The sequence below is a fragment of the Nonomuraea helvata genome, from assembly GCF_039535785.1.
GTDB lineage: Bacteria > Actinomycetota > Actinomycetes > Streptosporangiales > Streptosporangiaceae > Nonomuraea > Nonomuraea helvata.
The window spans coordinates 1,305,957-1,331,702 of the sequence record NZ_BAAAXV010000009.1 but is presented as its reverse complement, the minus strand read 5'-3'; the positions used below and the strand labels follow the sequence as shown (position 1 = coordinate 1,331,702).

34 protein-coding genes are annotated in these 25,746 nt (G+C 66.2%); 27 read left to right on the top strand and 7 right to left on the bottom strand.

Annotated elements, in window-relative coordinates; genetic code table 11:
• Window positions 1-348: 348 nt before the first annotated feature.
• Entirely contained in the window at window positions 349-525 is a 177-nt protein-coding gene (locus ABD830_RS39145) for a hypothetical protein (RefSeq protein WP_344998874.1), read from the bottom strand.
• Between the two features lie 83 nt (window positions 526-608).
• Here ABD830_RS39145 and ABD830_RS39140 point away from each other — a divergent pair, with 83 nt between their 5' ends.
• From ABD830_RS39140 to ABD830_RS39120, 5 genes are all read left to right on the top strand, one after another.
• Window positions 609-1,358 (top strand): CBS domain-containing protein, encoded by a 750-nt coding sequence (locus tag ABD830_RS39140; RefSeq protein WP_344998872.1) that lies wholly within the window; start codon window positions 609-611, stop codon window positions 1,356-1,358.
• Window positions 1,359-1,360: 2 nt separating this feature from the next.
• Window positions 1,361-1,780: a CBS domain-containing protein gene (locus ABD830_RS39135; protein ID WP_344998870.1), complete on the top strand. Its 420-nt coding sequence runs from the start codon at window positions 1,361-1,363 to the stop codon at window positions 1,778-1,780.
• Window positions 1,668-1,898: a hypothetical protein gene (locus tag ABD830_RS54455; protein WP_378521006.1), complete on the top strand. Its 231-nt coding sequence runs from the start codon at window positions 1,668-1,670 to the stop codon at window positions 1,896-1,898. Before ABD830_RS39135 ends, ABD830_RS54455 begins: the two co-directional genes overlap by 113 nt.
• A 57-nt stretch (window positions 1,899-1,955) precedes the next feature.
• Entirely contained in the window at window positions 1,956-2,651 is a 696-nt protein-coding gene (locus tag ABD830_RS39125; protein WP_344998866.1) for a CBS domain-containing protein, read from the top strand.
• 86 nt (window positions 2,652-2,737) lie between these two features.
• A complete protein-coding gene (locus ABD830_RS39120) occupies window positions 2,738-4,225 on the top strand; it encodes a bifunctional aminoglycoside phosphotransferase/ATP-binding protein (RefSeq protein ID WP_344998864.1) in 1,488 nt (495 codons plus the stop codon).
• A 22-nt stretch (window positions 4,226-4,247) separates the two neighbouring features.
• Here ABD830_RS39120 and ABD830_RS39115 read toward each other — a convergent pair whose 3' ends face one another.
• Entirely contained in the window at window positions 4,248-4,535 is a 288-nt protein-coding gene (locus tag ABD830_RS39115) for a DUF1876 domain-containing protein (protein ID WP_344998862.1), read from the bottom strand.
• A 199-nt stretch (window positions 4,536-4,734) separates the two neighbouring features.
• On the opposite strand from ABD830_RS39115, the gene ABD830_RS39110 reads away from it, so the two are divergent.
• The 10 genes from ABD830_RS39110 (at window position 4,735) to ABD830_RS39065 (ending at window position 13,121) form a co-directional block, all read left to right on the top strand.
• Window positions 4,735-5,643 (top strand): universal stress protein, encoded by a 909-nt coding sequence (locus ABD830_RS39110; RefSeq protein WP_344998860.1) that lies wholly within the window; start codon window positions 4,735-4,737, stop codon window positions 5,641-5,643.
• A 139-nt stretch (window positions 5,644-5,782) separates the two neighbouring features.
• Window positions 5,783-6,217: a hypothetical protein gene (locus ABD830_RS39105; RefSeq protein WP_344998858.1), complete on the top strand. Its 435-nt coding sequence runs from the start codon at window positions 5,783-5,785 to the stop codon at window positions 6,215-6,217.
• 59 nt (window positions 6,218-6,276) lie between these two features.
• Window positions 6,277-7,104, top strand: coding sequence for a hypothetical protein (locus tag ABD830_RS39100; protein WP_344998857.1), 828 nt, complete (start codon window positions 6,277-6,279; stop codon window positions 7,102-7,104).
• A 43-nt stretch (window positions 7,105-7,147) separates the two neighbouring features.
• Window positions 7,148-8,413, top strand: a complete 1,266-nt coding sequence (locus ABD830_RS39095; RefSeq protein WP_344998855.1) for a V-type ATPase 116kDa subunit family protein — start codon at window positions 7,148-7,150, stop codon at window positions 8,411-8,413.
• Entirely contained in the window at window positions 8,398-8,739 is a 342-nt protein-coding gene (locus tag ABD830_RS39090; protein WP_344998853.1) for an ATP synthase subunit C, read from the top strand. Before ABD830_RS39095 ends, ABD830_RS39090 begins: the two co-directional genes overlap by 16 nt.
• A gap of 6 nt (window positions 8,740-8,745) precedes the next feature.
• Window positions 8,746-8,958: a V-type ATP synthase subunit F gene (locus ABD830_RS39085; RefSeq protein WP_344998851.1), complete on the top strand. Its 213-nt coding sequence runs from the start codon at window positions 8,746-8,748 to the stop codon at window positions 8,956-8,958.
• Between the two features lie 5 nt (window positions 8,959-8,963).
• Complete coding sequence (locus tag ABD830_RS39080) at window positions 8,964-9,467, top strand: V-type ATP synthase subunit E family protein (RefSeq protein ID WP_345002222.1); 504 nt, start codon at window positions 8,964-8,966, stop codon at window positions 9,465-9,467.
• On the top strand, window positions 9,455-11,131 hold the full coding sequence (locus ABD830_RS39075) for a V-type ATP synthase subunit A (RefSeq protein WP_344998849.1): 1,677 nt from the start codon (window positions 9,455-9,457) through the stop codon (window positions 11,129-11,131). The genes ABD830_RS39080 and ABD830_RS39075 overlap by 13 nt, the downstream gene beginning before the upstream one ends.
• The gene (locus ABD830_RS39070; protein WP_344998847.1) at window positions 11,128-12,501 is read left to right on the top strand and encodes a V-type ATP synthase subunit B; all 1,374 of its coding nucleotides are present in this window, start codon (window positions 11,128-11,130) and stop codon (window positions 12,499-12,501) included. The genes ABD830_RS39075 and ABD830_RS39070 overlap by 4 nt, the downstream gene beginning before the upstream one ends.
• Complete coding sequence (locus ABD830_RS39065; RefSeq protein ID WP_344998845.1) at window positions 12,498-13,121, top strand: V-type ATP synthase subunit D; 624 nt, start codon at window positions 12,498-12,500, stop codon at window positions 13,119-13,121. Before ABD830_RS39070 ends, ABD830_RS39065 begins: the two co-directional genes overlap by 4 nt.
• A gap of 281 nt (window positions 13,122-13,402) precedes the next feature.
• Here the strand turns inward: ABD830_RS39065 and ABD830_RS39060 are convergent, their stop codons facing one another.
• From ABD830_RS39060 to ABD830_RS54450, 3 genes are all read right to left on the bottom strand, one after another.
• Complete coding sequence (locus ABD830_RS39060) at window positions 13,403-13,609, bottom strand: hypothetical protein (RefSeq protein ID WP_344998843.1); 207 nt, start codon at window positions 13,607-13,609, stop codon at window positions 13,403-13,405.
• Between the two features lie 199 nt (window positions 13,610-13,808).
• Window positions 13,809-14,072, bottom strand: a complete 264-nt coding sequence (locus ABD830_RS39055) for a hypothetical protein (protein WP_344998841.1) — start codon at window positions 14,070-14,072, stop codon at window positions 13,809-13,811.
• 238 nt (window positions 14,073-14,310) lie between these two features.
• Window positions 14,311-14,646: a hypothetical protein gene (locus ABD830_RS54450; RefSeq protein WP_378521000.1), complete on the bottom strand. Its 336-nt coding sequence runs from the start codon at window positions 14,644-14,646 to the stop codon at window positions 14,311-14,313.
• A gap of 148 nt (window positions 14,647-14,794) precedes the next feature.
• On the opposite strand from ABD830_RS54450, the gene ABD830_RS39045 reads away from it, so the two are divergent.
• The 4 genes from ABD830_RS39045 (at window position 14,795) to ABD830_RS39030 (ending at window position 17,973) form a co-directional block, all read left to right on the top strand.
• Complete coding sequence (locus ABD830_RS39045) at window positions 14,795-16,006, top strand: CHAT domain-containing protein (RefSeq protein WP_344998839.1); 1,212 nt, start codon at window positions 14,795-14,797, stop codon at window positions 16,004-16,006.
• A gap of 509 nt (window positions 16,007-16,515) precedes the next feature.
• Window positions 16,516-16,659 (top strand): hypothetical protein, encoded by a 144-nt coding sequence (locus ABD830_RS39040; protein ID WP_344998837.1) that lies wholly within the window; start codon window positions 16,516-16,518, stop codon window positions 16,657-16,659.
• A 15-nt stretch (window positions 16,660-16,674) separates the two neighbouring features.
• A complete protein-coding gene (locus tag ABD830_RS39035; RefSeq protein ID WP_345002221.1) occupies window positions 16,675-16,857 on the top strand; it encodes a hypothetical protein in 183 nt (60 codons plus the stop codon).
• Between the two features lie 666 nt (window positions 16,858-17,523).
• Window positions 17,524-17,973, top strand: a complete 450-nt coding sequence (locus tag ABD830_RS39030; RefSeq protein WP_344998835.1) for a DUF488 domain-containing protein — start codon at window positions 17,524-17,526, stop codon at window positions 17,971-17,973.
• On the opposite strand, the gene ABD830_RS39025 is transcribed toward ABD830_RS39030, so the two are convergent.
• Complete coding sequence (locus ABD830_RS39025) at window positions 17,970-18,809, bottom strand: hypothetical protein (protein WP_344998833.1); 840 nt, start codon at window positions 18,807-18,809, stop codon at window positions 17,970-17,972. The two genes, ABD830_RS39030 and ABD830_RS39025, sit on opposite strands and share 4 nt — an antisense overlap.
• 222 nt (window positions 18,810-19,031) lie before the next feature.
• On the opposite strand from ABD830_RS39025, the gene ABD830_RS54445 reads away from it, so the two are divergent.
• On the top strand, window positions 19,032-20,123 hold the full coding sequence (locus ABD830_RS54445) for a DUF6602 domain-containing protein (RefSeq protein WP_378520999.1): 1,092 nt from the start codon (window positions 19,032-19,034) through the stop codon (window positions 20,121-20,123).
• Between the two features lie 923 nt (window positions 20,124-21,046).
• Here the strand turns inward: ABD830_RS54445 and ABD830_RS39020 are convergent.
• Window positions 21,047-21,475: an NUDIX hydrolase gene (locus ABD830_RS39020; protein ID WP_344998831.1), complete on the bottom strand. Its 429-nt coding sequence runs from the start codon at window positions 21,473-21,475 to the stop codon at window positions 21,047-21,049.
• Window positions 21,476-21,537: 62 nt separating this feature from the next.
• Between ABD830_RS39020 and ABD830_RS39015 the strand changes: the two genes are divergently transcribed.
• The 7 genes from ABD830_RS39015 (at window position 21,538) to ABD830_RS38985 (ending at window position 25,719) form a co-directional block, all read left to right on the top strand.
• The gene (locus ABD830_RS39015) at window positions 21,538-22,329 is read left to right on the top strand and encodes a GntR family transcriptional regulator (RefSeq protein ID WP_344998830.1); all 792 of its coding nucleotides are present in this window, start codon (window positions 21,538-21,540) and stop codon (window positions 22,327-22,329) included.
• A gap of 95 nt (window positions 22,330-22,424) precedes the next feature.
• A complete protein-coding gene (locus tag ABD830_RS39010) occupies window positions 22,425-22,754 on the top strand; it encodes an SCO3933 family regulatory protein (protein ID WP_344998828.1) in 330 nt (109 codons plus the stop codon).
• A 221-nt stretch (window positions 22,755-22,975) separates the two neighbouring features.
• Window positions 22,976-23,209 (top strand): hypothetical protein, encoded by a 234-nt coding sequence (locus tag ABD830_RS39005; RefSeq protein WP_344998827.1) that lies wholly within the window; start codon window positions 22,976-22,978, stop codon window positions 23,207-23,209.
• A complete protein-coding gene (locus ABD830_RS39000) occupies window positions 23,209-23,358 on the top strand; it encodes a hypothetical protein (RefSeq protein ID WP_344998825.1) in 150 nt (49 codons plus the stop codon). Before ABD830_RS39005 ends, ABD830_RS39000 begins: the two co-directional genes overlap by 1 nt.
• Window positions 23,355-23,510, top strand: coding sequence for a hypothetical protein (locus ABD830_RS38995; RefSeq protein ID WP_344998823.1), 156 nt, complete (start codon window positions 23,355-23,357; stop codon window positions 23,508-23,510). Before ABD830_RS39000 ends, ABD830_RS38995 begins: the two co-directional genes overlap by 4 nt.
• The gene (locus ABD830_RS38990) at window positions 23,507-24,685 is read left to right on the top strand and encodes an FtsK/SpoIIIE domain-containing protein (RefSeq protein ID WP_344998821.1); all 1,179 of its coding nucleotides are present in this window, start codon (window positions 23,507-23,509) and stop codon (window positions 24,683-24,685) included. Before ABD830_RS38995 ends, ABD830_RS38990 begins: the two co-directional genes overlap by 4 nt.
• Window positions 24,686-24,984: 299 nt before the next feature.
• A complete protein-coding gene (locus tag ABD830_RS38985) occupies window positions 24,985-25,719 on the top strand; it encodes a DUF2637 domain-containing protein (RefSeq protein WP_344998819.1) in 735 nt (244 codons plus the stop codon).
• Window positions 25,720-25,746: the final 27 nt, after the last annotated feature.

Below are 25,746 nucleotides of genomic sequence, written 5' to 3'. Positions count from 1 at the left end.
TGTGGTGCGGTCTTTCGTACCGTTATGGGACCCGCTTCCTCCGGCGAGCGCTGCCTGAACCCGGGTGCGGAGCCGGATAAGCGGCGGACTGTGGTGCACCGGGATTGGTACAGGTTCGTGCAGCGCGCGGGCGCCCTCGGGAAGCTGGGCAAGGTCGGTGGCGCATCGCTTCGACGCTTCGGCCAGCGGCTCGGCAGGCGAGAGCCGATGCCCTCCCCGCATCACGGCAACGAGCGAGCAGTGGCACATGCCCCGGGGGTGCCTTCTCGGAGTCCAGGTACGGGGCATCGGCGGACGCGCCTACCTTGGTGCCCACGGCATACGCATCGATGGGGGCGTTCTGCGCGATCAGGACGGCGATGGCGTACTCGTCGAGGCCGCCGCTGACGCGGCCCACTCATCGAGGAACGCCTCGATGTAGGAGTGTGCCATGGTGCCCACGGCCTGCAGACCGTACTTACGAGCCGCCTCGACGTTGCTGGTGGCCGAGAAGCCCGCGATGGCGGTCGTTCGGGTCCCGGCCATTGGCGGCGCGGCAACCGCGCGGACCAACGACCGCCACCACTCGGGACTTCCGGCCCTATGCCCTGCCTCCGCCTGGAGCTGTGATGAAAGCAACTGAGAAAGAGGAGCGTGAGGACCACGCCGTGCAGAAGTTGGAAAGGAGCTGGTCGGCCATGCGCATGACCGTAGCGGATGTGATGACCAGCAAGGCCGTCGCCGTCACCGCTGCCACCTCGTTCAAGGAGATCGCCGAAGCGCTCATCGCCGGCGGCATCAGCGCCGTCCCGGTGCTGGACGACGACGACCATGTGATCGGCATGGTGTCCGAGGTGGACCTGCTGCGCAAGGAGGAGTTCCGCGAGGAGTTCTGCCGTGAGGGCTCCCGGCCGCCGCTGCGCGCCCGGCTGCATCACCTCAAGGGCCGCCGGAAGGCCGCCGGAGATACCGCGGCCGAGCTGATGACCAGCCCTGCGATCACCATCTTCCCGGATGCGTCGGCGGTCGCGGCCGCGCGCCTCATGGACGCCCATGACGTCAAGAGGCTGGCGGTCGTCGACTACAACGGCCGCCTGCAGGGCATCGTCAGCCGCCGTGACCTGGTCAAGCTGTTCGTGCGCGGGGATGAGGAGATCGCCGCTGAGATCCGCGACGACATCCTCGACCAGGCACTGTGGGTCGACACCGACGGTGTGCGGGTGGAGGTCCACCAGGGCGTCGTCACCCTGTCCGGCTGGATGGAGCGCCGCACCGAGGGCGCCATCGCGGCCCGCATGACCGCCAGGGTCAACGGCGTGGTCGACGTCATCAACAAGATCACCTGGAAGACCGACGACTCCGCGGGGGGAGCCCGGTAGCCATGCTCGTGCGCGAAGTCATGAGCAGCCCGGCCGTCACGGTCCGCAGTACCGACCCGGTGCGCCGGGCCATCCGGATTCTCTACAGCCACAACATCGCCGCGGCTCCCGTCCTCGACGGCAGTGACCGCCTGGTTGGCGTGGTCAGCGAGCTGGACCTGCTGCGCGGGGAGTTCGAGCCCGATCCCCGCGCCACAGTACGTCCCATGCCCCCGGCGCACGAGCCGCCGTGCCGGGTGATGGAAGTGATGACGCCCCAGGTCATCACCGTCACCGACGATCGACGTCAACACCGCCATCGACCTCATGGTGCGCAAGCACGTCAAGAGCCTGCCCGTGCTCCGCGGCAAACAGATCGTCGGCATGGTGAGCCGCCGCGACCTGATGGCGATGCTGGCCCGATCGGACGAGGACCTGCGTGAGGCGGCCGTGCGCGCTGCGCGAGCACTACCCCTCCGGCCCGGGCTGGAACGTCACCGTGCACGAGGGCGTGGCCGAGCTGTCCGGGGCACCCCACGAGCACGCCGACCGTATCGCTGACCTGCTCGCCCGCACCGTACCCGGCATCGTCCGGGTCAAGCACATCAGGAGATCCTCATGAGAACCACTGTTCAGGACGTGATGACCACCGACGTGTCCGCCGTCAACGCCGGCGCCTCCTTCCACACCGTAGCCGAGCAGCTCATCAACAGAGGCGTCAGCGGCGTTCCCGTGCTGGACGACGACAACCGCGTCGTAGGCGTGGTGTCCGAGGCCGACCTGCTGGCCAAACAGGAGTTCAAGCAGAGCTACTACGGCGACAGTTACCTCCCGCCGCTGCGTGCCCGCATCCGCCACACCGTCGGCAGCGAGGGCAGCGGCTTCTACAAGGCGCTCGGCGAGACCGCCGGCGAGCTGATGACCTCCCCCGCCCGCACCACCACCCCCGACACTCCCGTCGTGCTGGCCGCACGGCAGATGGACAAGTACGGCGTCAAGCGCCTGCCCGTGGTCGACTCCGACGGAAGGCTCGTCGGCATCGTCAGCCGCCGCGACCTGATCAAGGTATTCCTCCGACCGGACACCGACATCGACAACCAGGTCCGAGAGGCCATCCACAACGATGTCCTCAAGCTGGAGGTCACAGTGGCCGACGGCACGGTGACCCTGTCCGGAACGGTTCCTGAGCACAGCCAGGCCATCGCCGCCGTCCGCCTGGCCGAGAGCATCGACGGCGTCGTGGCCGTACACGACAAGCTCGGCTGGAAACACGACGACGTCGTCGCCAACCTCACCATGTGGGGCGGTGCCTGACCGTGGTTGCGGTGGTTCCCGACTCGGGTCTTTCGGCCCTGGTGGCGGATACCTTCAAGATCTGTACTAGAGGTGGAGGTGGGCTCGTGTTCACCCACGTCAAGGAGACGCATGCCGCGGTGGTGTTTTTGCTCGGCGAGCATGCGTACAAGCTGAAGAAGCCCGTCAGCCTTGGCTTCCTCGACTTCAGCACCGTGCGCGCGAGGCAGGCTGCCTGCCACCGTGAGGTGGAGCTGAATCGCAGGCTGGCCCCCGACGTCTACGAGGGCGTGGCCGACGTGCTCGGCCCGGACGGCACGGTCTGCGAGCATCTCGTCGTGATGCGCCGCATGCCCGACGAGCGCCGCCTGGCCACGCTCGTGCGGGTGGGCAGGCCCGTGGACGACTGTTTGCGCTTCGTGGCACGGCAGCTCGCCGGGCTGCACGCCATGGCCCGGCACGGCCCGCAGATCGACCGGGAAGGCAGTCGTGAGATGCTGCGCGGGCGCTGGACGGACAGTTTCGGGCAGGTACGCGCCCTGCCCGGCGCCACGATCGAGCCCGGCGTGCTGGACGAGATCGAGCACCTCGCGCTGCGCTTCCTGTCCGGCAGAGCGTCCCTGTTCGAGAGGCGCATCGCCGAGGGCCGCATCGTCGACGGCCACGGCGATCTGCTGGCCGACGACATCTTCTGCCTGGACGACGGGCCGCGGATTCTCGACTGCCTGGAGTTCGACGAGCGCCTGCGCTTCGTGGACGGCCTGGACGACGCCGCCTTCCTCGCCATGGACCTCGAATGGCTGGGAGCGCCGCGGCTGGCCGAGCTGTTCCTGCGCTGGTACGTCGAGTTCAGCGGCGATCCGGCGCCGACGGCGCTGTGGCACCACTACGTCGCCTACCGGGCGTTCGTCCGCGCCAAGGTCGCCTGCCTGCGCCACTGGCAAGGCGACATGGACGCCGAGTGGGAGGCGCGGCGGCTGGCCGAGCTCGCGCTACGCCATCTGCATGCGGGAGCGGTCACGCTGGTCCTGGTCGGCGGCCCACCCGCGAGCGGGAAATCGACGCTGGGCGGCGCGCTGGCCGACCGGCTCGGGTACACGTTGCTGCGCAGTGACCGCATCCGCAAGGAACTGGCCGGTCTCGATCCGGCGCAGTCCGCGAGCGCGCCGTACCGGCAGGGCATCTACGACCCCGGCCACACCGCCGGCACCTACGCCGAACTGCTGTCGCGCGCCGAACTCCTGCTCGCACAGGGCGAGCCGGTCGTCCTGGACGCCTCCTGGAGCGAAGAGCGGCATCGCACGATGGCCGCGGACGTGGCCGTCCGGACCTCCAGCGACCTGGTCGCGCTCCTGTGCACCGTCATGCCGCAGATCGCCTCTGCCCGGCTCGCCACCCGCCCGCCGGAGCTCTCCGACGCGGACGAAACCATCGGCGCCACCATGACCGCGGCCATGCCGCCGTGGCCGGGCGCGATCGAGATCGACACCAGCGCTTCCCCACAAGAGACGCTGGCACGTGCGCTGGCCGCCGTCCACCCGCCTGAGCGGAACGTGTCGTGGCGTTTCCAGAGATCTCAGATCGAACCCGACTGACCGGCGAGTCCGCAGTCGAGGCTCACCATGAACGGCTCGGGACCGGGGAACGGGCGAACTCGGTGATGTCGCGTTGCGCGACCACAGCAAGCTTCTCCGCCAGATCGGTCAGGGCACGTGAAACCGCCAGCTCGTCCCCGATCTCCGGTACCGAGGGATCCGCCGGGTTGCGGCGAGCCCGGCCGGTGCCGGCCAGCCCTGTACCGTCCCGGGTGGTGAGCACGGCTCGCGCGCAGGTGTCGTTGCCGTCCTCGTTGATGTAGATCTGCACTGTCCACTGCTTGGCTTGCATGACCGCGACCTCCTTCACGGCTCAGGCCTCCATTCCACCGGAGGTTCGCCACGCCTGGCAGGGGCGAAGGTCCGCAAGCACGCCGGACCAATGGCCCTACGTGCCAGGAGAGCAAGGCGGCCTGTGCAGAGGTGGGCAGAGAGCACGTCAATGCTCCTTGCCCAAGGTTTGGTCGTCTGCCGGGTCTCGTTCGGCGACGGCGGGAAATGCGTTCACCATGTCGGCGGAATCAGAGGCGGCGGCTGCCGTGGCCAGCGCCGGGCGGCGCTCCATTGTCGTCGGCTACGACGAGTCGCCCGGCAGCGAGCAAGCGCTGCGCTGGGCCGTGGAGGAGGCGCGACTGCGTCAGTTGCCTCTTGTGGTGTGCCATGTCTGGCATTGGCCCTATCCCCGGCGCCCCGTGGTCAGGGAGGTTCTGGCCCAGGTGGAGGGCATTGCCACCGCTGTGGTGGAAGAAGGCGTGCGCCATGCGCGAGAGCTTGCTCCGCTGGTCGACGTCCGGCCGCTGCTGGGGAGAGGCGTGGCCTCGGCGGTTCTCCTGCAGGCCGTGCGCGATGCCGAGTTGGCGGTGCTCGGATCCCGGGGGCAGGGCGGGTTCGAGGAACTTCGGGTGGGATCGGCGGCCGTACAGGTTCCGGCGCACAGTGTCCGGCCCGTCGTCATCGTCGGGCCCGATGGCGTGCCGGTGCCGGAGGGCGTCGCACAGATCGTGGTCGGCGCGGACGGGTCGCCCGCCGGACAGGCGGCGCTGGACTTCGCCTTCGAAGAGGCCGAGCTGCGTGGCGGGGCGGTGAGAGCCGTGTGCTGCTGGCAGGACGCCGGTGACCTGACCGGCCAGGACGGTCTGCCCTTCGTGGATCGCAGGCAGATGCGGGTCAACGCGGAGGCCGGCTTCAGGGAGGCCGTTTCGTCGCTGATCCGACGGCACCCGGCTGTGCCGGTTACGACCGAGTTCATCGTCGGGCGCCCCGAACGTGCTGTGATCGACGCGGCTCGGGACGCGACGCTGCTGGTGCTCGGCAGCCATGGCGTCGGCTCGACGCCCACGATGCTTGTTGGACCGGTCACTCAGACGGCGCTGTTGGAGGCCGCGTGCCCTGTCGCCGTGACACCACCGCCGGGCTGATCCAGTCGTCGCCCCAGATCGTGGGTTCGAAGCGGATGTTGACGTACACCCTGGTGGATATTCGCCTGTGCATTGACCGAGTTTTGGCCTGTTAGGGGGCATCACCCAAGGTGACGGTTTGTTGGCGGGGAGGTGAGTGATGGCCCGGTTGAGCGATTTCCTGGCGCGGTTCCGCCCTTCCGGTGTGCCTGGCGCGGCCGCCCCTTCGGGCGTCCCTGTCGACTACGTGGCCGACCAGGCTGACGAACTGGCGCCGATCTTCTCGGCTCTCGCCGACGTCCAGGCGGGCTGCGCGAGCGAGCGACAGCGCACCCACCGTATGACAGACCAGATCCGAAAGCGCGCCCACGATCAGGCAGTGGCCATCGTCTCGGCGGCCCGTGCGGAGGCTGAGGCGGAGCGCGCACGATCATCGGCCATGGCTCGCCAGCGTAATGATCAGGCTACGGCGACGCTCCTGCGGGAGGCTGCCACCGCTGCTGATGGCATCCGCAGTCGCTCCGCTGCTCGGATGCCGGAGATGGTGGCCCGGGTGACCGAGCTGGTCAGGTCCTTGGCCGACGACCGGTCATGACCGTTTCCTGGGTCGCGGGGGCGACACGTGCGAGGGCTCTCGTCCGACGGAGGGCCGGGATGGTGTATGCGCGGCGCATCGCGGAATGCGGGTCTGTCGGCGAGGCGGTGGCGCTGCTGAAGGACACGCCCTACGGGCACGATGTGCGGCGTGGACAGAGTCTGGCCGAGGCCCAGTGGGCGGTCCTGGCCACGTTGCTGTGGCATCTGCGCGTTCTGGCGGGCTGGCTGCCTCGGGAGGGGGGCCAGATGGTGCGTGTGCTGGCCCGCTGGTTCGAACTGGCCAACGCGGATGAGCTGATGTACCGGTTCGCGGGAGGCGAGGCAGAACCCGAATTCACCTTGGGCTCCCTCGGCACCGCGTGGCCACGGCTGCGGCTCTGCGGCTCACTCCCCGAACTGCGGGCGGCGCTGGCCGCGTCACCGTGGGGAGATCCGGGTGGTGCCGGCCGCCGCGAGATCCAGTTGGGCATGCGCCTGGCATGGGCCGAACGGGTGGTCGCGGCCATCCCTCAGGCGAGGTCGTGGGCTCTCGGGGCGACGGCTCTGCTTCTCGCCCGGGCACGCTTGGGAGAGGGCGACGGACTGGCCGACAAGGCGAGGGCTCGCTGCCGCGTGCTCCTCGGGGGCGGCGCGCTCGACGCTTCCTCTCCGGGCGAGATGGTCGAGCGGCTTCCTGCGGCGGCGCGCTGGGTGCTGCACGAGATTGAGGATCCGGGCGAGCTGTGGCGAGCCGAGGAGCGCTGGTGGCAGCGCGTGGAGGACGATGGGCGCGATCTCCTGACCGGGGCGGGCTTTTCTGCGGGCCCGGTCCTCGGTGCTGTCGTCGTCCTGGCGGCGGATGCCCAGCGGGTGCGCGCCGCACTGGAACTGGCCGCGCGGTCGTGACAGACATGTGCTCACACGACCTGGCCGGCTCCGGAGCGGCATCATGACCTGGCGAGAGGCGCTCTGGCCTGTCCGCATGGAGCGGGTGGCGATCGTCGCCCCTGCCCGCTCGCTGGACGAGGTGCTGAGGATCGTGGCGGATGCGGGGATCGTGGAGTTGTCCACGCCGCCTGACGCACCGCTGCAGGCGGTCTCGAAGACGGCCGTCGTCCGCAGTGAGGTGGCGGCGCTCGCCGGCTGGATGCCCGCCAGAGTCGTCCCCGAGCTGTCGGGCCAGGTAGCGCCCGCGGGCGGGGCCGTGGTGCCGCTCGCTCGCCCTCGAGGCAAGGAGGCTCCGTCTCTGCTGCGGTCCGAAGGGCTGCGTGGCAACCTGGCCTCGCTCGTCAACACCTATGGAACGACGCCGTACGCCGACATCGACCCCACCCCGCTGGCAGTCGGTGCGTACGTACTGATGTTCGGCATGATGTTCGGCGATGTCGGGCACGGGCTGTTGCTGCTCGTCGCGGCGGCTGGGCTCTATCGCAAGCGTCCGAGGTGGCTTTCCCGTTTCCACCGCGCTTGGCCGTTCGCCGTCGGCGCGGGACTGGCGAGCATGCTCTTCGGCCTGCTCTACGGCGAGTTCTTCGGGCCCACGGGCGTCGTCCCCGTGCTCTGGGTCCAGCCGCTGGCCGACCCGATCACCCTCCTCGCCGCAGCTCTCGCCGGGGGCGCGCTGCTGCTCGCGGCCGCCTACCTGCTGGGTGTCGTGAACCGGTGGCGTGAAGGTGGCTGGCCGGTCGCTCTCTACTCCCCGGCGGGGGTCGCCGGTTCGGCGCTGTTCTTCGGACTGTGGCTCATCCTGCTCGGCTGGTACTCACGGCTGGGCTGGCCGGCCGTCACCGGCGGTGTGATCGCGGTCGTGGGCCTGATGCTCTCGTTCATCGGATTCTTCGCCGATGCAGGGGGCGGCGCGAGCGGAACCGCTCAGGCGGCCATTCGGCTCTTCGACACGATCGTCCGACTGGGCGCCAACGTCGCCTCCTTCGCCAGGCTCGCCGCCTTCGGCCTCACGCACGCCGCCATCGGGTCGATCGTCTGGAGTGCCACCACCGGCCTGTGGGCCGCCACCCCCGTCGCCGCGGCGGCGGTGTTCCTGCTCGGCAACGCGCTGGCACTGACCATCGAGGGGCTCGTGGCCGGTGTCCAGGCGCTGCGGCTGGAGTACTACGAGCTCTTCTCCAGGGTCTTCCAAGCCGAGGGACGGCCCTTCCGCCCCTGGCATCTGCCATCGACGTCCAAGGAGACCGCCCCATGCTCGTCTGGGTGAAACGAGGACTGCACGCGCTCAACCTGGTCATCGCGCTCGCCGCGGTCGTCCTCCTCGTCTGTGCCGTGACGGCGGGCTCCGCTCAAGGAACGGCGACGGCCGGCCCGGCCGGCGACAACTGGGCGGCCCTGCTCGGTGCGGCCATCGCGGTAGCCAGCTCGGCGATCGGCGCGGGCATCGCCGTCGCCTACACCGGAGCCGCGGCGCTCGCCGCGATGAGCGAGCGGCCCGAGCTGTTCGGGCGTGCCATCGTCATCGTCGGCTTGGCGGAGGGGATCGCCATCTACGGGCTCGTCATCGGCATCGTCCTCATCGGACGGGCCTGACCGGCCATGGCGACCGTCGCCGTCATCGGTGAGACCGTCCGAGTGACGGGCTTCCGGCTTGCCGGAGCGGTCGTCCATCCGGCCGACACCCCCGATGCCGCTCGTGCCGCGTGGGAGGCCCTCGGCGACGACGTGGCCGTGGTGATCCTCACCCCGGAAGCGGCCGAGGCCGTCAGCGAGAGGGCCGGCGAGAGGCTGACGGTGGTGATGCCGCCGTGACTACGATGCGGGACGCTCTGGCACCGCTGATCGAAGCCCTGTTCAGGCAGGCCGGGATCGACGCCCGGGCGATCACGGCCAGAGCCGAGGAAGAGGCCGCCGAGCTGGTCGCGGCCGCCCGGCAGGAGGCTCGGACCATCCTCGCCGACGCCCGCGCCGACGGAGCCGCCCAGGCCGAGGTGCATGCGGTCACAGAACGGGTCCACGCCGAGCGCCGAGCCCGTGCCATGAAACTCGCGGCTCAACGCGAGGCGCTGGACGAACTGTGCGTACGAGCAATGGCCGAGGTCAGGACGCTGCGCGACGATCCCTGCTACCCCCGGCTGCTGGACCGGCTGAGCGCCCTGGCCCGCGAAGCCGGGGGAGCGGACATGGTCGTAAAGGAGCATCCGGACGGTGGCGTGCTGGCGGAGGGGCCAGGGCGGCGCGTCGACTGCACCCTCGACGCGCTGGCCGCACGAGCCGTGGATGCGCTCGGGGCGGAGGTGGAGCGGCTGTGGGCGCCGTGACCCGGGTCAACGGCCCTTTGGTCGAAGTCGAGGATCTCGCCGGCGCGGCCATGTTCGAACTGGTCCTGCTCGGACCCCACAAACTGCCGGGCGAGATCGTCACGCTGAGCGGCAGCCGTGCCACGGTCCAGGCATACGAGTACACCGGAGGGCTGGCCCCAGGCGATCCCGCCGACCGCGGCGGAGCCCCCATGTCGGCCCTGCTGGGGCCGCATCTGCTGGGCGGGGTGTACGACGGTCTGCTCCGGCCCCTCACCGGCGCGGGTCCCTGGCTGGATCCCGCCGCACCACCGCCCACACCCGCCGCCCGCGCATGGGGCTTCACACCGCTGGTCGAGCAGGGACGCAAGGCGGCACGGGGCACGGTGATCGGACGAGTCGACGACGCAGGCTCGTTGCCCTACCTGATCCTGTCGCCCGGAGGCGAGGTCTCCGCCATCCGGCAGGCAGGCCGCTACCCTCACGAGGTCGCGGTCGCGGTCGTCGGCGGAACCGAGGTCCGGCTGACCCGCCGTCAGCCGGTACGCCGCGCGTTGCCGTACGCGTCGCGGCTGGAGGAGACGGTGCCGCTCACCACAGGACAGCGAGTCGTTGACCTGCTCCTGCCCGTGTGCCTCGGAGGCACTGCCGCCGTGCCCGGCGGGTTCGGCACGGGCAAGACCGTACTCCTCCAGCAGATCGCCAAATGGTGCGACGCCGACGTGGTCGTCTACATCGGATGCGGGGAGCGCGGCAACGAGATGGCGGATGTCGTCGCCGAACTGGCCGAGCTGACGGACCCACGCACCGGCGGACGGCTCTCCGACCGCACCGTCGTGATCGCCAACACCTCCAACATGCCGATGATGGCCCGCGAGGCCAGCATCTACACGGGAGTGACGGTCGCCGAGCACTTCCGCGACATGGGCTACGCCGCGGTGGTCATCGCCGACTCGACCTCCCGATGGGCCGAGGCACGCCGGGAATTCGCCTCCCGCAGCGGAGCTCTGCCGGCGGAGGAGGGCTATCCTGCGGATCTCGCCTCCGCGCTCGCCGCGTTCTACGAGCGAGCCGGACGGGTGACCACGCTGGGCGGCGCCACCGGATCGGTGACGATCATCGGAGCCGTCTCGCCACCCGGGGGAGATCTGACCGAACCCGTCACGGCCCACACAGAGCGGTTCGTGCGAACGCTGTGGGCACTGGACCGCGACCTCGCCTACGCGAGGCACTACCCGGCGGTCTCCTGGCGCGAGTCGTTCTCGCGTGACACCGAAGCCCTGACGCAAGGCGCTCCCGAAGACGCCGCCCGGCGCGCGCGTGTGGGCGGCCTGCTGGCCGAGGCTGATCGGTTGACCGCGCTGGCCGAGCTGGTCGGGGCAGGAGCGCTGCCTGCCCGTGAGCGCATCGGCCTGCTGGCAGGTCGCCTGCTGCGGGAGGGCTTCCTGCAGCAGAGCGCACTGAGCAAGCAGGACGCCTATTGCCGGCCCGAACGGACCGCCCTCATCGCCGACGCGCTCTTGGCGATCGTGGCCCGCTGCCAGGACCTGGTCGAGCACGGAGTGTCCGCCGCCTCCGTCGAAGATCGCGACTTCTCTCCCATCCTGCGCGCGAAGGAGGCGCCGGGGGAGGAGGTCGTGGCACGGTGCGACATCGTGCTGAACGAACTGGAGACACTGCGGTGACGGCTTGGGCTCCCGTTGAACACACCAGCGTGGGCGAGCTGCGCGGACCGCTCATCGTCGTCCAGGGAGTCCGGAACGTCGGCTGGGACGAGTACGCCACGATCGTGCCGGAGTCCGGCGAGCGCAGGCATGGCCTCGTCCTGGACGTCGACCGGGACCTCGCCGTCGTCCAGGTCCTCGAAGGCACGGGAGGGCTCAAGGCGGAGTCGACACGGGTCGCCTTCACCGGAAGCCCGCTGCGCATCCCGGTGGGGGCAGGATGGCAGGGCCGCGTCTGCAACGGGCGCGGCCGACCTCTCGACAGCGGCCCTCCGATCTTCGGCGACGACAGCGCTCCGGTGACCGGTTTCCCCATGAATCCCACCATGCGAGAGCCTCCCGCCGAACCCGTGATCACCGGAGTCTCCGCCATCGACGCGCTGACCACCCTGGTCCGCGGCCAGAAGATCGCCATCTTCGCCGAAAGCGGCCTGCCTCACCTGGAACTCGCCGCCCAGGTGGCCGCCCAGGCCCACACCGGCGGTGCGCCGTTCAACGTCATCTTCGCCGCCATGGGACTGACCCACGCCGACGCGGCTATGGTGCGCGACACTCTGGAGAGGCGTTCGTCGGCCGCGGAGCTGACACTGCTGCTCAACCTCGCCGACGACCCCGTGATCGAGCGGCTGCTCACGCCGCGGATAGCTCTGACCGTCGCCGAGCACCTGGCGTTCGACCTGCGGCGGCATGTTCTCGTCGTGCTGGCCGACATGACGAGCTACTGCGAGGCACTGCGCGAGGTCTCCGCCGCCCGTGGCGAGATTCCCGCCCGCCGGGCCTACCCCGGCTATCTCTACAGCGACCTGGCCTCCATCTACGAGCGGTGCGGCCGCATCCGGGGACGGCCGGGCTCCATCACCGTGCTGCCCGTGCTGAGCATGCCCGCGGGCGATATCACCCATCCTGTGCCTGACCTCACCGGATACATCACCGAAGGCCAGATCCTGCTGACCCGCGAGGTCGCCACGTACCCACACATCGACCCGCTCTCCTCCCTCTCCCGCATGATGCGCGCGGGAGTCGGCGCGGGACGGACCCAGCCCGAACATCTGGACCTGGCCGCGCAGATCCAGGCAGGCCTGTCCCGTGCCCGGCAGGCCGGCGAACTCGCCGACCTGGTGGGGGAGAGCGCGCTGAGCGCAGCCGATCGCAGCTATCTGGCCATGGCGCAGGCCTTCGGTACGCGCCTGCTGGCCCAGAGGCCCGACGAGGCCCGCACCCTGCGGGAGACCTTCGAACGGGCCTGGCAAGTGGTCTCCACATTGCCCCGACGCGAACTGTCGATGCTCAGCGAGGAAGCGCTGGAAGCCCGATACCGGGGGACATCATGAGACTGCGGATCCCGCCTGGCAGGGCGGGGCGGATGTGGCTCCGGCGCCGCCTGACCGCGGTCCGGCACGGACTCGACGTGCTCGACAGGAAGCTGCGGATACTGCGGCGGGAACAGGATCGACTTTCCCAGATTTCGGCACGCACGGAAGCGGACTGGATCTCCGCATGCCGGACCGCCGACGAATGGCTCCTCCGCGTGACCCGGCTCGGCGGCCAGCGCGCCGTACGCCTTGGGGCCGGCGAGCACCGCACCGAAGTGCACGTGCACTGGGCCGACGCCGTAGGGACAAGCTATCCCGCCCGCCTCACCTGCCTGCTCCCCGAACTGGACACAGCGGTTTCCCTGCCGATCACCACTGCTCTCGTTCCCGCCAGGTATGCCTACCGCGTTGCTCTGCGTGCCGGGCTGGAACACGCGATCGCCGCGGAGGCCGCACGGATCGTGGCGGCCGAAGCAGGCTTGACGAACCGCAGGATCCGCGCCCTACAAGATCGGGTTCTACCCCTGTTGGAGGAAACGCTGGCCGCCGTCGAACTGTCGCTGGACGAGATGGAGAGAGCCGACATCGACCGCGCGCGCCGCATCTTCGGCTCCAGGCCACAGTCGCCGCGAGGCTGAGCTGCGCGTCTTCGTCAAAACGGGAACCGACTAGCAAGATCGCCCTGAAAGGGGTACTGGTCAACTGGAGATGCGGCGGCCGGACACTTGCTCGGCTTCGACCACGATGTAGTGGTATCGGGTATCAGGTCAACGCCTACCACGGCACGTTGCTCGGCGGCATCGACCTGGACAAACGCCCTGGTGTTCAGCACGACCAGCCGGGCGCGCAACGTGTCCTGGGCGGTCTACCATTTTCCGCTCCGCAGCCGGCAGCGGCGCGAGGAAGCCGGCCTTCTGGCTCATTGTCGGGTGCTGAATGCCTTCTCCAGATTGCCCATCTCCTGTCCGACCAGGTTCTTGATCAACAGGGCCAGGCCCATCGCCACTCCGGCGATGACGGCAGTGATAATCACCCATTCAACCGCTGACGCGCCTCGACTTGGGGCGGTGCGGGCACGCTGGATGCGTGCATCCAGATAGGCATGGAGATGGATCCACGGCGTCATGGCTGCAACCGTAGGTCCGCGGAGGCCGGCTGATACTCTAAGCGATTCAATCGTTACATTGAGCTATGGCATCGTGGTGGGGCCGCCAAGCCTCGTCTTGGCAGTGGCGGCTGTTGAAGGATCACGGGGCGGTGGTCGCGGCTCTTGAGCTCATACTGTGCGAGCTCAAGAGCCGCGGCATGTCAATCAGGAGTGTCGCTTAGTGACCGCCTGGCCATACTGATGCCTTGCAGTCGTCCCATGCGACCAGGTTGTGGGCGTCGAGGTGCCCGTAACAGATCTTGAAGACCTTGATCGATCCCCAGAGGGAGTCGTCCGTAGCGCAGCCGCCCTGGGGTGCTCGCACTTCGAACGGTTTCCTGGCGTCAATGGGATTGTCGTTGTGCCAGGCCGCCTTGTAGGCGCGGTTGTCCTTCTTGCTGTCGCACACCCTGATCGACGACCGGTCGTCGGGAACTGTCACGCTGCCGTCGGCGTAGTTGTCTTGCCAGCCCGATGTCTGCGCCGATGCTGGTGCAGCGGTGCCCAGTGCTAGTCCGCTGACCAGTAGCGCATCGCCTTGCTTGCTCGTGACGCCATCGCATCCTCCGTCTCTTTGCGAGCCCAGGATGATTACTTTAAGTATTTGATCAAATACGTCAAGTAGTCAACGTCGATGCAAGGCCGCCGATTGATGATGTTGCGTGCGCTTAATTCGTCTCTTATAGGGAGTAAAGGCCGCTATGCGAGCGATACGTATCAGTGTCGCAATCGCCCCTCCAGGTGCAGCCTGCTCTGTACTTGATGCCAACCTGGCCGGGCAGGTTCGTTGGGCCCTCTCCATGGAGATCGTCCCAGCAGGGGCCGCACAGGGAGGTGACGTCTTCTTCGAGTATCGCGAACATCACCGCCAGGCCGGACTGAACAGCCAGCGCGAGCAGGCCGTCCTTCATCGAGGCAGCGATCTGCTCCATCGCCACACTCACACTCGTCGGCACGGTCACCTCTTCGGCGACTTGCCGGGCGCGGCGGCGCTTGTTCTGGTAGGTCTTGCTCACGGTCCCCGTCTCCTTACTCGGAGTGATTTGGCGATTGCTCGAGACCTACCACCAGGTAGGCCTCGAGACGGGGACCGCCACCTTCAAGTTCTACGAGCTACGGGACAACCTCCGTGTACCCTCCCCATCAACTTTCGGGAGGGACGTGATGATCGTGAAGTTCGAGGACATCGCTGACGACTTGGTTGAGTGGGTCTACGAACGATCTGGGGGCAGCCCGCTCAAAGGTGTGAATATCCTGCCATTCTGCGATGAGCATGGCATGGACCTGGAGGCAACGTTCGGGCTCTTGTCGTACTGTATGTCCAGATCTCTGCTTGCCGACGATTATCGATCTCTTGCGGCGCCGACGGCGAATCTCACAGCGGAGGGCATCGATCGCACCGAGGCGCGGCGGAAGCGGCGGACGGATCCGAAGCTGCGTGTCATGGCTGCTCGAACCGGGCTTCTAAATTGGCTCTGGCTCTGCAAGCAGAACGGCATGCACATGCCCGTCGTGTCGGACTTCGCACAGACGCCGCAAGCCGCCTTCGAAGGCGATCGGTTTCGCCCTGAAGAAATAGATCGTGCAGCTGAGTACCTCCATGAGGCCGGGTTGATCACGGGTGTCTCCGTCGCCCAGGCGCGTGGTCCTGTTCGTGCCGAAACCACCAAGGAGGGCGACTACTGCGCCGAGCAGCACGGGGGAGACGTGAGTGAATATGAACAGCGAGGTAAGGCTGTTTTGGCTAGTCGGCTTGTAGCCAACGCCGGCGATGATTCGGCTGCGCCAGAGATCATCAAAATACTCTTCTTGAGCGCAAACCCGGAGGACACCGATCAGTTGCGTCTCGATGAGGAAGCACGGGCGATCGACGAGGCCCTTCGGCAGTCGGAACACCGTGACAGGTTCGATCTGCGGAGTCACTGGGCGGTCAGGATCGGCGACCTGCAGAGACTGCTGCTCAGATATCGTCCTGACATTGTGCACTTCAGTGGTCATGGAAGCTCATACAGCGAGATCCTCCTTCAGGATGATCAGGGCCGATCCTTTCCAATCGCTCCCGATGCACTGAGCGGCCTGTTCTCCCTCCTGAGCAAGAACGTTCGCTGTGTGGTGCTGAATGCTTGCTATAGCGAACGGCAGGCGGCCGGCATAGCGGCGTCTGTTGACTGTGTGGTGGGCATGAGTGACGAGGTGACCGATGAGGCCGCCATCTTGTTCGCGGGTGCCTTCTACGGTGCGCTTGGCGCAGGAGAAACGGTGCAACGGGCCTTTCACTTCGGCTGCAATCAGGTCGCCCTATACGGGCTAGCTGGGAGCGGCATTCCACAACTCGTGGGCGCGGCCGATCCATCTACGGTTCTATTCGCCAGATAGGCCTGTTCTGAAGCCTATGGCCGACCGATGGGGGCGTGACTTGTCATCGCCTATGGGGTGCCGCCAGGCGGCACCCCCTAGGCGTCGGTGCGCTCGATCATGCATGCGGTTTGGTGGATGCGTCGGCGGCACCCGCACTACCCCGGACCATCCGGGCGCACGTCGCCTCGCGAGGACATCTCCTCGCCGTCCCCACCCGCGTTGAGAGGGTACGGAGCCCAGAAGACGGGCAGTCCTGACCACGGCCAGGGGTCCCCAAGGAGGCCGGCGATGAGCGGCCCTCCATCGACGCATCGAAACGGCTGCTTCTTATGGTGGCGTAGCCTAGGCGGCGAGCTGCGCGAGGTGCGTGGCCGGTGGCGGGATCATCGGACGGTCGTGTGGTCAGCGCAGGCCGACTCGCCGCAGCCAGGGCAGGACGGCGGCGCCCGCCTGGCGGACCTCTTTGCCGCGCACGGCGAGCCCGTCCCCGACGGTGCCGCCGGGGCAGGCCGCCGCGTACTCCTCGGGTGGTCCGCAGCGAAAGCGACTTCGGCCCCGACGACTTCCGGGCGACCAACCCCCGCTTCACCGGCGAGAACTTCCAGCGCAACCTCGCGCTCGCCGATGAGGTGCAGGCCATCGCCGACGAGGCTGGCGCCACTCCCGCGTAGGTCGAGCTCGCCTGGCTGCTGAGCAAGGGCGACGACATCGCCCCCATCCCGGGCACCAAGCGGGTCTCGCGCCTGGAGGAGAACGCCGCCGCCGACGACGTCGAACTGACCGTCGAGCAGCTCGCCAAGCTCGACAGCCTGCCGCCAGCCGTTGGTGGTCACCACAACGAGGAGCAGATGCGGATGATCGAACGCTGACCGGTCATCCCTTCGCCGGCTGGTAAGTGAAGCCGAAGCCAGCGCTCACAGGGCCTTGGCGATGGCGCCAAACATGACGGTCTCGATCCGGGTGGCGAAACAGCAGGTGCTGGTGCCTGGGGTGGTCGGCGCCTGCCCCTGGGCGGTACGGAACAGCTCGTCCGCCCGTCTCCGTTGAACAGACTTCCAGGTGCTTCCCCCTGCCAAGGGGCGGATCAAGGTGCCCTCGGAAACTCATTTGAACCCGTCAGTGCCTCCTGGAGGCGTTCAGACGGACGGTCAAATGATCAAGGGCCCGGCTCTCAATCTTGAGAACCAGGCCCCTAACCTGCGGCAACTCTGTCGGGGTGGCGGGATTTGAACCCACGACCTCTTCGTCCCGAACTCCTGGCACGACGGTCGCTGAGGGTCGGTGCAGTGTTCAAGAGAGCGGTGGGAATCATGAACGGTCGCCACCGGCCGGTGAGGCTGCTGCACTTTGCTGCTGCACCGCGCCGACCTGCGAGCCGCATGTGTCCGAGGGGGACTTGAACCGTTCGCCTATCCATTAAGCAGCTTCGGCGCACCATGGCTGGACATCTCGTGCCTGGGACAGATGATCGGGTAGGTGTGTTGGGGTCTGCGAGCGGACCGAACCGTCTGTATGAAAGGCTATGGACTGTGAGCATGGATGAACGGAGCGGAGTCATCGGCCTCGGGTACGAGGGGCGTGATCTCGATGGCTTTGTTCGCGATGTAGTCGAGATGGGCTTGGCGAATTTGGTTGACGTTCGCCTCAATCCGATCTCGCGCAAACCGGGCTTCAGTAGGAGACGCTTGTCTGAGGCGCTGTCCGAGTACGACATCAGCTATGTCCACATGCCACAGCTCGGCAATCCGAAGTGGAATCGAGCAGGATTCGGCGTAGGAGGAGCAGAGCTTGCTCAGGCGGTGGCTGCGTACGCCGAGGAAATTAACTCACCAGAGGCAGACGAGGCTATCGACGACATCGTGACGATGGCGCAGAAAGGCCTGACGGGTGTGCTGTGCTTCGAGGCCAGCGAAGGCAGATGTCATCGGCAGGTAGTGCTCGACCAGGTGAATGCCCGGCTAGGCGCTCTGTCAGCCTCGCTCTAGCGGCGGGGATAGAAGGCTCCCAGAACGCTGAACACATGCTGCCGTTTTGCTTGATTGCCGACAAAGAAAACGGTGTCGCGGTCTATAGCGCAAATCTCCTCTAGCCAGCGCTTTCGTAGCTCTTGCTGGGCAGCAGTGTCGTCATGCGCTCTGAGGTGGCGCTGGTGGGCAACGAACTCCCAGTCCAGCACGCCTTGGCGATGTCCTTTACAGGCTCGTGTGTGACATCGGTAGCGATACCACGCCTTGAAACGGGGGGCTTCGAGGGCTGTGCGGGGACCGCTCTCGAAGAGAGCCTCCTGCTGAATGTAGGCGTCGATCTTCGCCTGCTCGTCCGGTGTCCACCCGGGATGCGGCTCGATGTCTAGGCCGTCTATCTGACGGGGGCGTATGGCAGCTAGTGAACGTGCCGGCGGGCTGGCCCGGACCGCGGCGAGAAGGCTACACATGGACTCTTCTACGTGGTCAGCGACCCAAGGAAGGCGCTTTGTCCAACCGTCAAGGTGGCCCACCTTTTGAAGTGTTGAGACGATCGGCCGCCAACTCTCGTGCCGAGGATCTGCGGGCGCCGGTTTGGCGTCGACACTCACTATGTCGTATTTTCGAAAGGCGTTCGGATCATCAAGAGCGCGGAAGTTGATGGGATACAGCCGCACCCATTGGCTCTTCTCGAGATCCATCCGCAGTGCTGCGACACAGACTGTTTCGCCGTACGTCTGTGACGGGTTTGGTGCCGCCTTGACCACAATCAATAGCTTTAACCGTTCTGGGCGATTTCCTCCTGGTTTGTGGGTTGCGGCGTTAGGGTCTGGTGCGAAGAGAGATTGCTGTGTCACGGGCGTGACTCCCTCGCGCGCCGGCCGGTCCGGCGCAGTCTGGACCGTTACAAGAGCACTCTGATCCATGCATAGCTCAACAAGCGGCCGTTGTCACTGGCTCTGCCATGAGAACGCACGCAGGCTCCCCTGGTGGTGTGGGGTCGCTAACGTTCGGGCGGGTTGCCGCATTCTGATACTGCACGTAGCAACACAGCTGCTACTAGATCACCTGGCCACTTCATGGGGTGTGCCGACAGTTCTTGTCGTAGCCTCCTAAGAGTGAGCAAGAAGTCTCGGAAGCGTACTAGCCGACGTACACAAGCTCTGCCGCTCAGCACTTCCAACTGGAAGCCTCGGCTGCATCCGTCGGAGACTCTCGACAGAGCTTTCTTTCGGCGTTGCCACCAAATTGAGCGAGAAATAATCAGTCGCGTTGCCTACGAAAAGGAGTTCAATGAGCAAAATTTCGATTCAGGGTGGGCAGTCGAAGAAATTATGCGACAGGTGCTACGAGAACTGCTGCCCAGGAGATATGCCGTACAAGCCGCATCGATAAGCGACAGTAAAGGGTACTCGGCCGGAGACTGTGACGTCGCAATATTCAATGACTTCTGGTTCCCGGTCGTCAAGTCTGGCCCCACTGCCGATTCCCGCAAAGTATATCTGCCAATTGAGGGAGTATATGCGGTTCTAGAAATTAAGCAGACCCTTACGCCGAGCAGTCTCAAGAGCGCAATGCAAAAGCTGGTCACCTGCCATAGGCTGTTTCGGCCTCCATCGTCCTGCGATCGACTGGTCGAAAATCACCAGCGATCCGCATGCACTCATTATGTATCTAATCCGCTGTTCTCAGCCGTCGTAGCCACGGATCTTGCAGGATGGACCCGGGACGAGGCTGTCGCGAGCTTCATTAGGATAAATCAACTGCTGCCTCGCACGGATGTCGTGCATTCGCTGTGCATACTAGGTCAAGGGGTGATCACCTGGGCATACAGGCCAGACCCGTCTGGCGATCAGGAAGGATTCGAGAACCTTGCCTCGGCAACCTTTATGAGGGAGGATAGATTTTCTGAGCTAATACCTCTATACGGGCGAACCGATGTAGATGATTCCCCGCTTTACGAATTCATGGCACGACTGATGGGGCACTTGCTTAGTTCCGTCTTAGCGCCAGAAAATATTGCGATTCACTATGGCCATGGAACTGCTATGAGCCTGCCTAAGACGCCTGGCGCGACCCTTATGCCTGACCCTAATTTGTTGAGATCGCTGGAGCAGTCTTGTATCGGGCAAGATCGTTCAACGGATTCTGCATATCATCAGCGCTCGTGAAACATCGGTCAGGCCAGCTTGACAGAAAGACGCGGTGGTCATCTCCTCGTCGGGCAGGCGTAGCCATACCGGGCCGGACGCGCCAGGGCAAGCCGCCGTTCGCGTGTACATGTGTCCCGGTGACCTTCAACGTGCGCTGGTTGTCCTGCCTATCAGTCGGTGGCTTGCCCTGGCGCGGCTGGTCTGGTGTCCCTTGTGGTGACCGGCGAGGAGATGACCGCGCCGGTTCACCTCCCCGCACATGGCTACAATCTTGGGCCATCTCCGAGGAGGGCCGGGGTTTGGGGCGGAGCCCCATATGCTCTTCTCCTCCCTCGCCTCCCTGGTGGAGATCCTTTCTCGTGCAAGCCTGCGAGTTCTCGCCCGACTGGTTGTCCGCGGACACATGGGCCGCGAGCTGGCCGCTTGTCGGCTTCTGCCGTGTGGTGGGAGATCGAGGAACATGGAGGGGCGCAACGCTTCCAACCCGTACCTGGCCCTATCCCCTCTCGGTGGTGCCGCTTGCCGGCACGCGCGCCGCCGCGGCGGGACCGGCCGAAGAGCCGCAGCCCGCCGCGAGCGAGCGCGCAGGTGCAAGGGCTTGGCTTGTCAAATGGTCACGCGCGGCGGTGTGCTGTCGGCAAAGGAGAAACAGCCGGAGGGATGGGCTTGGTGAGGCTGATGCTGACTTCGTGAAGGTTCTCGATCATCTGAACTGGCTGGGGCCGAGAGTGGTTATCGAGCTGCACTGCTGCACGCCATGGACGTCTTCCCTCAGTTTCTCCGGGCGCCCTATTGGCCGAGCGGCTTGCTGTCATGGATCTTCACCGCTCCAGGGAAGTAGAGAGTACGTCTCTCAACCCCTACCCTGCTGATCATGCAGTGCCCGCCGCAGCGCGGCGGGCTTGAAATCGCAAGGAAAGTTGTAACAGGGTAGCTGGGCATCACATCAGATGTACGCCGTCATGTTGCCGAATGACGGGTTTGCCCTCGTGTAGCGCATCCAGAATCCGAACAGCAAATGCTTCAGTAACCATCTTCGATACTTCGCCTGGCGTGGCCCAGTGAAAGGCGGTTACCTCGTCGGTCTCCTGCAGTTCGCCGCCGACGGCTTTACATCGGAACACGAGGGCGACAATCCCTCTGAGCATGTTCTTGTAGACGCCAGTCAATGCTTCTGGCTCAACCTCAAGGCCTGTCTCTTCAAGAACTTCACGGCGAAGGCCTTCGTGGATGCCTTCGTTGATCTCAAGCACTCCGCCTGGAGCTTGCCACTCTCCGTTGTCGGCGCGCTTCGTCAGCAAGACACGGCCATGAGTGTCAACGACTACGCCTGCGACGCTCACCGAGTGACGTCGGTCTTCCACGGTCATCTGCCACCTCCAGTGGATAGGGTTAAAGCTAGTAGATGTACGGACGACTTGAGGAGTTGCGCATGGGTGCTGGCGATGTCCTTGACCATCACGTTGATCCGACCAGTGATCGCGCGGTGTTCCGTCAGATTGCTGACCACCTCCGCATGGCCATCCGCACGGGGCGGTTGGAGGCAGGGCAGAAGCTCCCGTCGGAAGCAGAGATGATGGAGCACTACGGAGTTGCTCGGATGACCGTTCGCCAGGCAGTTGCGGAGTTGAAGTCTGAGGGTCTTGCTGTGGCCGAGCACGGGCGGGGCGTGTTCGTGCGCTCCCGGCCGCCGGTGAAGAGGCTGGCTTCGGATCGGTTTGCGCGTCGTCACCGGAAGGGCGGCAAGGCGGCATTTCTCGCGGAGTCCGAGACGGTTGGAGCAAAGGCCACTGTTGACAGGATCAAGATCACAGAAGTGCCGGCGCCCAGTGACGTCGCCGAACGCCTGAAGGTTCAGTCGGGCGAGATTGTGGTGGCGCGGGCGCGTCGGTACTCGCTTGATGGACACCCGGTTGAAACGGCTACTTCGTACATCCCTGTAGAGCTTGCTCGAGGCACGCGGATCATGGAGGACAATCCGGGGCCTGGCGGCATCTATGCCCGCATAGAGGAGCAAGGGCGCACTCTTGATCGCTTTGTCGAGGACGTGTCTACCAGGATGCCGACACGGGAGGAGGCGCAGCTGCTTAACCTCGGACCGGGAACGCCAGTGTTTCGCTTGATCAGGACCGCATACGACCTGGAAGGACGCCCGGTGGAGGTCTGCGACACGATCATGTCGGGCGACGCCTACCAGCTCTCGTACGAACTGCCTGCTCATTAGATGTTGACACCCTTCCTCTACTCCTCTATACATGAAGTATCTCCTCTAGACGAGTGTACGACTAGGGGAGAGTTGGAGCGAAAGGAGCGCAGCGTATGCGCAACATTCCGGTGGACACGTCGGCCATGTCGTTCACGGTCGCAGGCGAGCCCGAGCCGAAGATCGTGGATCGGGCGACGGGTGAGGTGAAGAAGGACGCGGAGGGGCGTGACTTGTACACGCTGCCGCTGCTGCCGATGCCCAACGATGACCGGCGAAACCCGGTGATCACGGTGACGTTCCCGTCTGCTGCATTCCCGCAGATCCAGCTCGGCAGCAAGGTCCGCCTGGTGGGGCTGGTCTGCTTCTTCTGGCAGATGAACGGCCGCGCGGGCATGGGCTTTCGCTGCGAGGAGGTTCGTCCCGCCGTGGAGAAGGCTGCCTGATGGCGGGTCCGAAGTGCGTCGAGTGCGGCTCGCAGCGAGATCTAGCAGAGGAGTTCGACGCTCGCCGCAACCGGATCGTGTGGTTGTGCGCGTACTGCCACTACCAGGCAGCGTCGGGGAGGTCGTGAGGGTCATCAGGTCCCGGAGCGGTCACGAGCTTGGCGGCATGGGCCGCTCCGGGGTCTCCAACCACCAACAAGACGAAAGGAGACGGTTCCAGTATGCGGGATTTCCTGCTGTGGGCTGGCCTGGCCGTGCTGGCGTCGGGCGTGGCCTTGAGGGCGTGGCGTCGGTTCGCGCCGGTGTCGTTCTGGTACGTGCTCGGCTTTCCGGTCAAGGCCATCGCGGTCTACGGGACGTGGCGGTCGGTGGCCTCGGGCTGCGGTTTGTCGAGGCGGCGTCGGCGTTGGCGCTGGACTCTGCCGGACATGTTCGGGTTCGGGGGTGGCGAGTGATGGCTACTCGCAAGCTCACCGATCGGGAGATGTCCCTGATCCTGGATTCGCTGTCGCCGGATCAGATGCGCGACATGCTCGCCTACTTCAAAGGCTGGTCTGAGGAGGGTTTCCACCTCGCCGTCAAACGATACGGGGGCGCGCGATGAGCAAAGCCCGCAAGCTCACGGATCAAGAGTTGGATGACGTGCTCAACTCGCTGTCTCGTCACCGTATCCACAACGCGCTGGCCTTCCTGGCTGGCTATGACGCTGAAGCGTTCGCCGAGGTGGCCAAGCGGATGGGCGGTGGTGCGCGGTGAGAGGGACGATGATGACTAAGCAGCGCCGTCAACTGCGGCGGGTGCAGGTCGAAAAGGCGCCCCGGTTGGGCCTGATCCGGCCGACTCCGCTCGGGTTCACGGTCACGGCACGGCTGCACGATGGGCAGACGCCCGACGATTACGAAGACGCGCTCGACAAGCTGGCGCATGCGTGGCGGGTACACAGCGTGCGGCTGGTGTCATGGCAGCCGGGCAAGGTCACGTTGGCGGCGACGTTGGTGGACCCGCTGGAGACGGTGGCCGGGCTCGAGGTGACGGCGGATGGTCTGCTGCGGGTGCGGGTGGGCCTGCTGGACAACGGCAACCCGTACGTCATCGACTTTCGGACCGTGCCGCATTGGCTGAACGTGGGAGCTACCCAGTCGGGCAAGTCGAACCTGGCCAACGCGCTGATCAAGGGGTTGGCGCCGCAACCGGTGGCGCTGGTCGGCTTCGATCTGAAGGGCGGGGTGGAGTTCACCCCATACCAGGCGCGACTGTCGGCACTGGCCACGGAACGTGCCGAGTGTGCGATGCTGCTGGCCGATCTGGTCAGCATCATCCGATCCCGGATGGAGCTGTGCCGGCAGCATCGGGTCAAGAACATCTGGCATCCGCGGCTGCCGGACGCCATCCGCCCGATCCCCATCGTGGTGCTGGTCGATGAGATGGCCGAGCTGTTCCTGATGGCCGACCCGAAAGCAGAGAAGGAGGAGGTGGCGGCGGTCGCCACTCGCTTGCTGCGGATCGCGCAGCTGGGGCGGGCGTTCGGCATCTACCTCTTCGTGTGCGGTCAGCGGGTGGGCTCGGACCTGGGACCGGGCGTGACGGCGCTTCGTGCGCAGTTGACCGGCCGGGTCTGCCACATGGTCAACGATGACGAGACGGCCAAGATGTGCCTGGGCGACATGGATCGCCGCGCGGTCGCGGCTGCCCGGCAGATCGAGCCCAACCGGCCGGGCACGGCAGTGGTGATGGGATCAGATAGCCGCTGGCATCTGGCCCGTTCGGTCCACGTGCTGGAGGAGGAGGCCGAAGCCGCCGCAGGGCGGTACGCGGACCTGGCTCCCTCCTGGTCGCTGCTGACTGGCGGCCCTGCGATCGACGTCGGCGAGTTGGACGAGTCGGAGGTCGAGGAATTCACCGAACCTGACCTTGAGGACCTGCCGGTCTAACCGGCTCGACACCCTACGGGCCAGGCGTGAGCCCTGATCACGCCAGGTCCCTACCCGAGCCATGCCGAAAACGGCGCGAGGGAGGTGGGCGATGTCGCGATGCGTGGACGTGACGCAGATGCACGAGCTGGAGCAGTCGTGCAAGGGCTGCGGTCATCAGTGGGCGGTGCACACCGGTGGTGCTCGTCCGGGTGGCTGGGCGATCTATGAGCCGACCTGGGCGAATGCAAGCGGCTGGTGCAAGCAGCCGAGCTGTTCCTGCGAAGCAAGGACCTGACTCAGGGAGGAGGTGTGAGCACATGCTGCGACGGCTACGCGCCCTGCTCGCCGACTCAGGACCGATAACGATCCTGGCGGTGATCGCGGCGGTCGGCTCATTCGACCACATCAGCCATCTGGCCGCGAAGTACGGACAACACGGCTGGCGCTCGTGGGCCGTGGCGGTGTGTATCGACCTGGTGTGCGTGATGGCCGCACGGGAGATCCAGCGCGACAAGCGCACCAACCGGCGCCGCCGCGGGCTGATGTCGTGGCCGTCGTTGGTGCTGGCGGGCGGGATTGTGCTGACACTGGCGGCGAACCTGGCCGAGGCTCCCCGTTCGCCGTGGGGATGGATTTTGGCGGCCACGCCAGCGGGTGCCTTCCTGATCGCCATGTCGATGCTGGAACGCCGCGCAGGTCATGAGCCTGACTCCACTGATGAGACGGGCCTGGTGCGGGAGGACCCGATGCCGGTCCAGCCACGTACCGAGCGGGAGTCGGCTCAGCAGGCCCACCTGGAGCGCGTCGAGGATGCCGGGCTGGCGGATCACGAAGCAACCGGCTTGCCAGAGATCGAAGCAGCTCACAGTGAGCCTGCCGGCGAACCCGCGCCCCAGCCGGGACCGCCGCCAGCGCTGCTGGCCTATGCCCGGCGTGTGGCTGCCGAGCATCGCGCCAAGCATGACCGGCCGGTCACGGCGGATGTGCTGCGGGCGCGCATGCAGATCGCGCCAGAGCTGGCCGCGAGCCTGATCGCCCACTTGGACGACTGACCTTGCATCCGGCCGCCCACCTCTTCC

Excerpts from the sequence above, each read along its gene's own strand:
- ABD830_RS39145 (WP_344998874.1), bottom strand. The coding sequence starts at position 525 with ATGGCCGGGACCCGAACGACCGCCATCGCGGGCTTCTCGGCCACCAGC.
- ABD830_RS39140 (WP_344998872.1), top strand. The coding sequence starts at position 609 with ATGAAAGCAACTGAGAAAGAGGAGCGTGAGGACCACGCCGTGCAGAAG.
- ABD830_RS39135 (WP_344998870.1), top strand. The coding sequence starts at position 1,361 with ATGCTCGTGCGCGAAGTCATGAGCAGCCCGGCCGTCACGGTCCGCAGT.
- ABD830_RS39125 (WP_344998866.1), top strand. The coding sequence starts at position 1,956 with ATGAGAACCACTGTTCAGGACGTGATGACCACCGACGTGTCCGCCGTC.
- ABD830_RS39110 (WP_344998860.1), top strand. The coding sequence starts at position 4,735 with ATGTCGGCGGAATCAGAGGCGGCGGCTGCCGTGGCCAGCGCCGGGCGG.
- ABD830_RS39105 (WP_344998858.1), top strand. The coding sequence starts at position 5,783 with ATGGCCCGGTTGAGCGATTTCCTGGCGCGGTTCCGCCCTTCCGGTGTG.
- ABD830_RS39100 (WP_344998857.1), top strand. The coding sequence starts at position 6,277 with ATGGTGTATGCGCGGCGCATCGCGGAATGCGGGTCTGTCGGCGAGGCG.
- ABD830_RS39095 (WP_344998855.1), top strand. The coding sequence starts at position 7,148 with ATGACCTGGCGAGAGGCGCTCTGGCCTGTCCGCATGGAGCGGGTGGCG.
- ABD830_RS39090 (WP_344998853.1), top strand. The coding sequence starts at position 8,398 with ATGCTCGTCTGGGTGAAACGAGGACTGCACGCGCTCAACCTGGTCATC.
- ABD830_RS39085 (WP_344998851.1), top strand. The coding sequence starts at position 8,746 with ATGGCGACCGTCGCCGTCATCGGTGAGACCGTCCGAGTGACGGGCTTC.
- ABD830_RS39080 (WP_345002222.1), top strand. The coding sequence starts at position 8,964 with ATGCGGGACGCTCTGGCACCGCTGATCGAAGCCCTGTTCAGGCAGGCC.
- ABD830_RS39065 (WP_344998845.1), top strand. The coding sequence starts at position 12,498 with ATGAGACTGCGGATCCCGCCTGGCAGGGCGGGGCGGATGTGGCTCCGG.
- ABD830_RS39060 (WP_344998843.1), bottom strand. The coding sequence starts at position 13,609 with ATGACGCCGTGGATCCATCTCCATGCCTATCTGGATGCACGCATCCAG.
- ABD830_RS39045 (WP_344998839.1), top strand. The coding sequence starts at position 14,795 with ATGATCGTGAAGTTCGAGGACATCGCTGACGACTTGGTTGAGTGGGTC.
- ABD830_RS39030 (WP_344998835.1), top strand. The coding sequence starts at position 17,524 with ATGGATGAACGGAGCGGAGTCATCGGCCTCGGGTACGAGGGGCGTGAT.
- ABD830_RS54445 (WP_378520999.1), top strand. The coding sequence starts at position 19,032 with ATGGGGTGTGCCGACAGTTCTTGTCGTAGCCTCCTAAGAGTGAGCAAG.
- ABD830_RS39020 (WP_344998831.1), bottom strand. The coding sequence starts at position 21,475 with ATGACCGTGGAAGACCGACGTCACTCGGTGAGCGTCGCAGGCGTAGTC.
- ABD830_RS39015 (WP_344998830.1), top strand. The coding sequence starts at position 21,538 with ATGGGTGCTGGCGATGTCCTTGACCATCACGTTGATCCGACCAGTGAT.
- ABD830_RS39010 (WP_344998828.1), top strand. The coding sequence starts at position 22,425 with ATGCGCAACATTCCGGTGGACACGTCGGCCATGTCGTTCACGGTCGCA.
- ABD830_RS39005 (WP_344998827.1), top strand. The coding sequence starts at position 22,976 with ATGCGGGATTTCCTGCTGTGGGCTGGCCTGGCCGTGCTGGCGTCGGGC.
- ABD830_RS39000 (WP_344998825.1), top strand. The coding sequence starts at position 23,209 with ATGGCTACTCGCAAGCTCACCGATCGGGAGATGTCCCTGATCCTGGAT.
- ABD830_RS38995 (WP_344998823.1), top strand. The coding sequence starts at position 23,355 with ATGAGCAAAGCCCGCAAGCTCACGGATCAAGAGTTGGATGACGTGCTC.
- ABD830_RS38985 (WP_344998819.1), top strand. The coding sequence starts at position 24,985 with ATGCTGCGACGGCTACGCGCCCTGCTCGCCGACTCAGGACCGATAACG.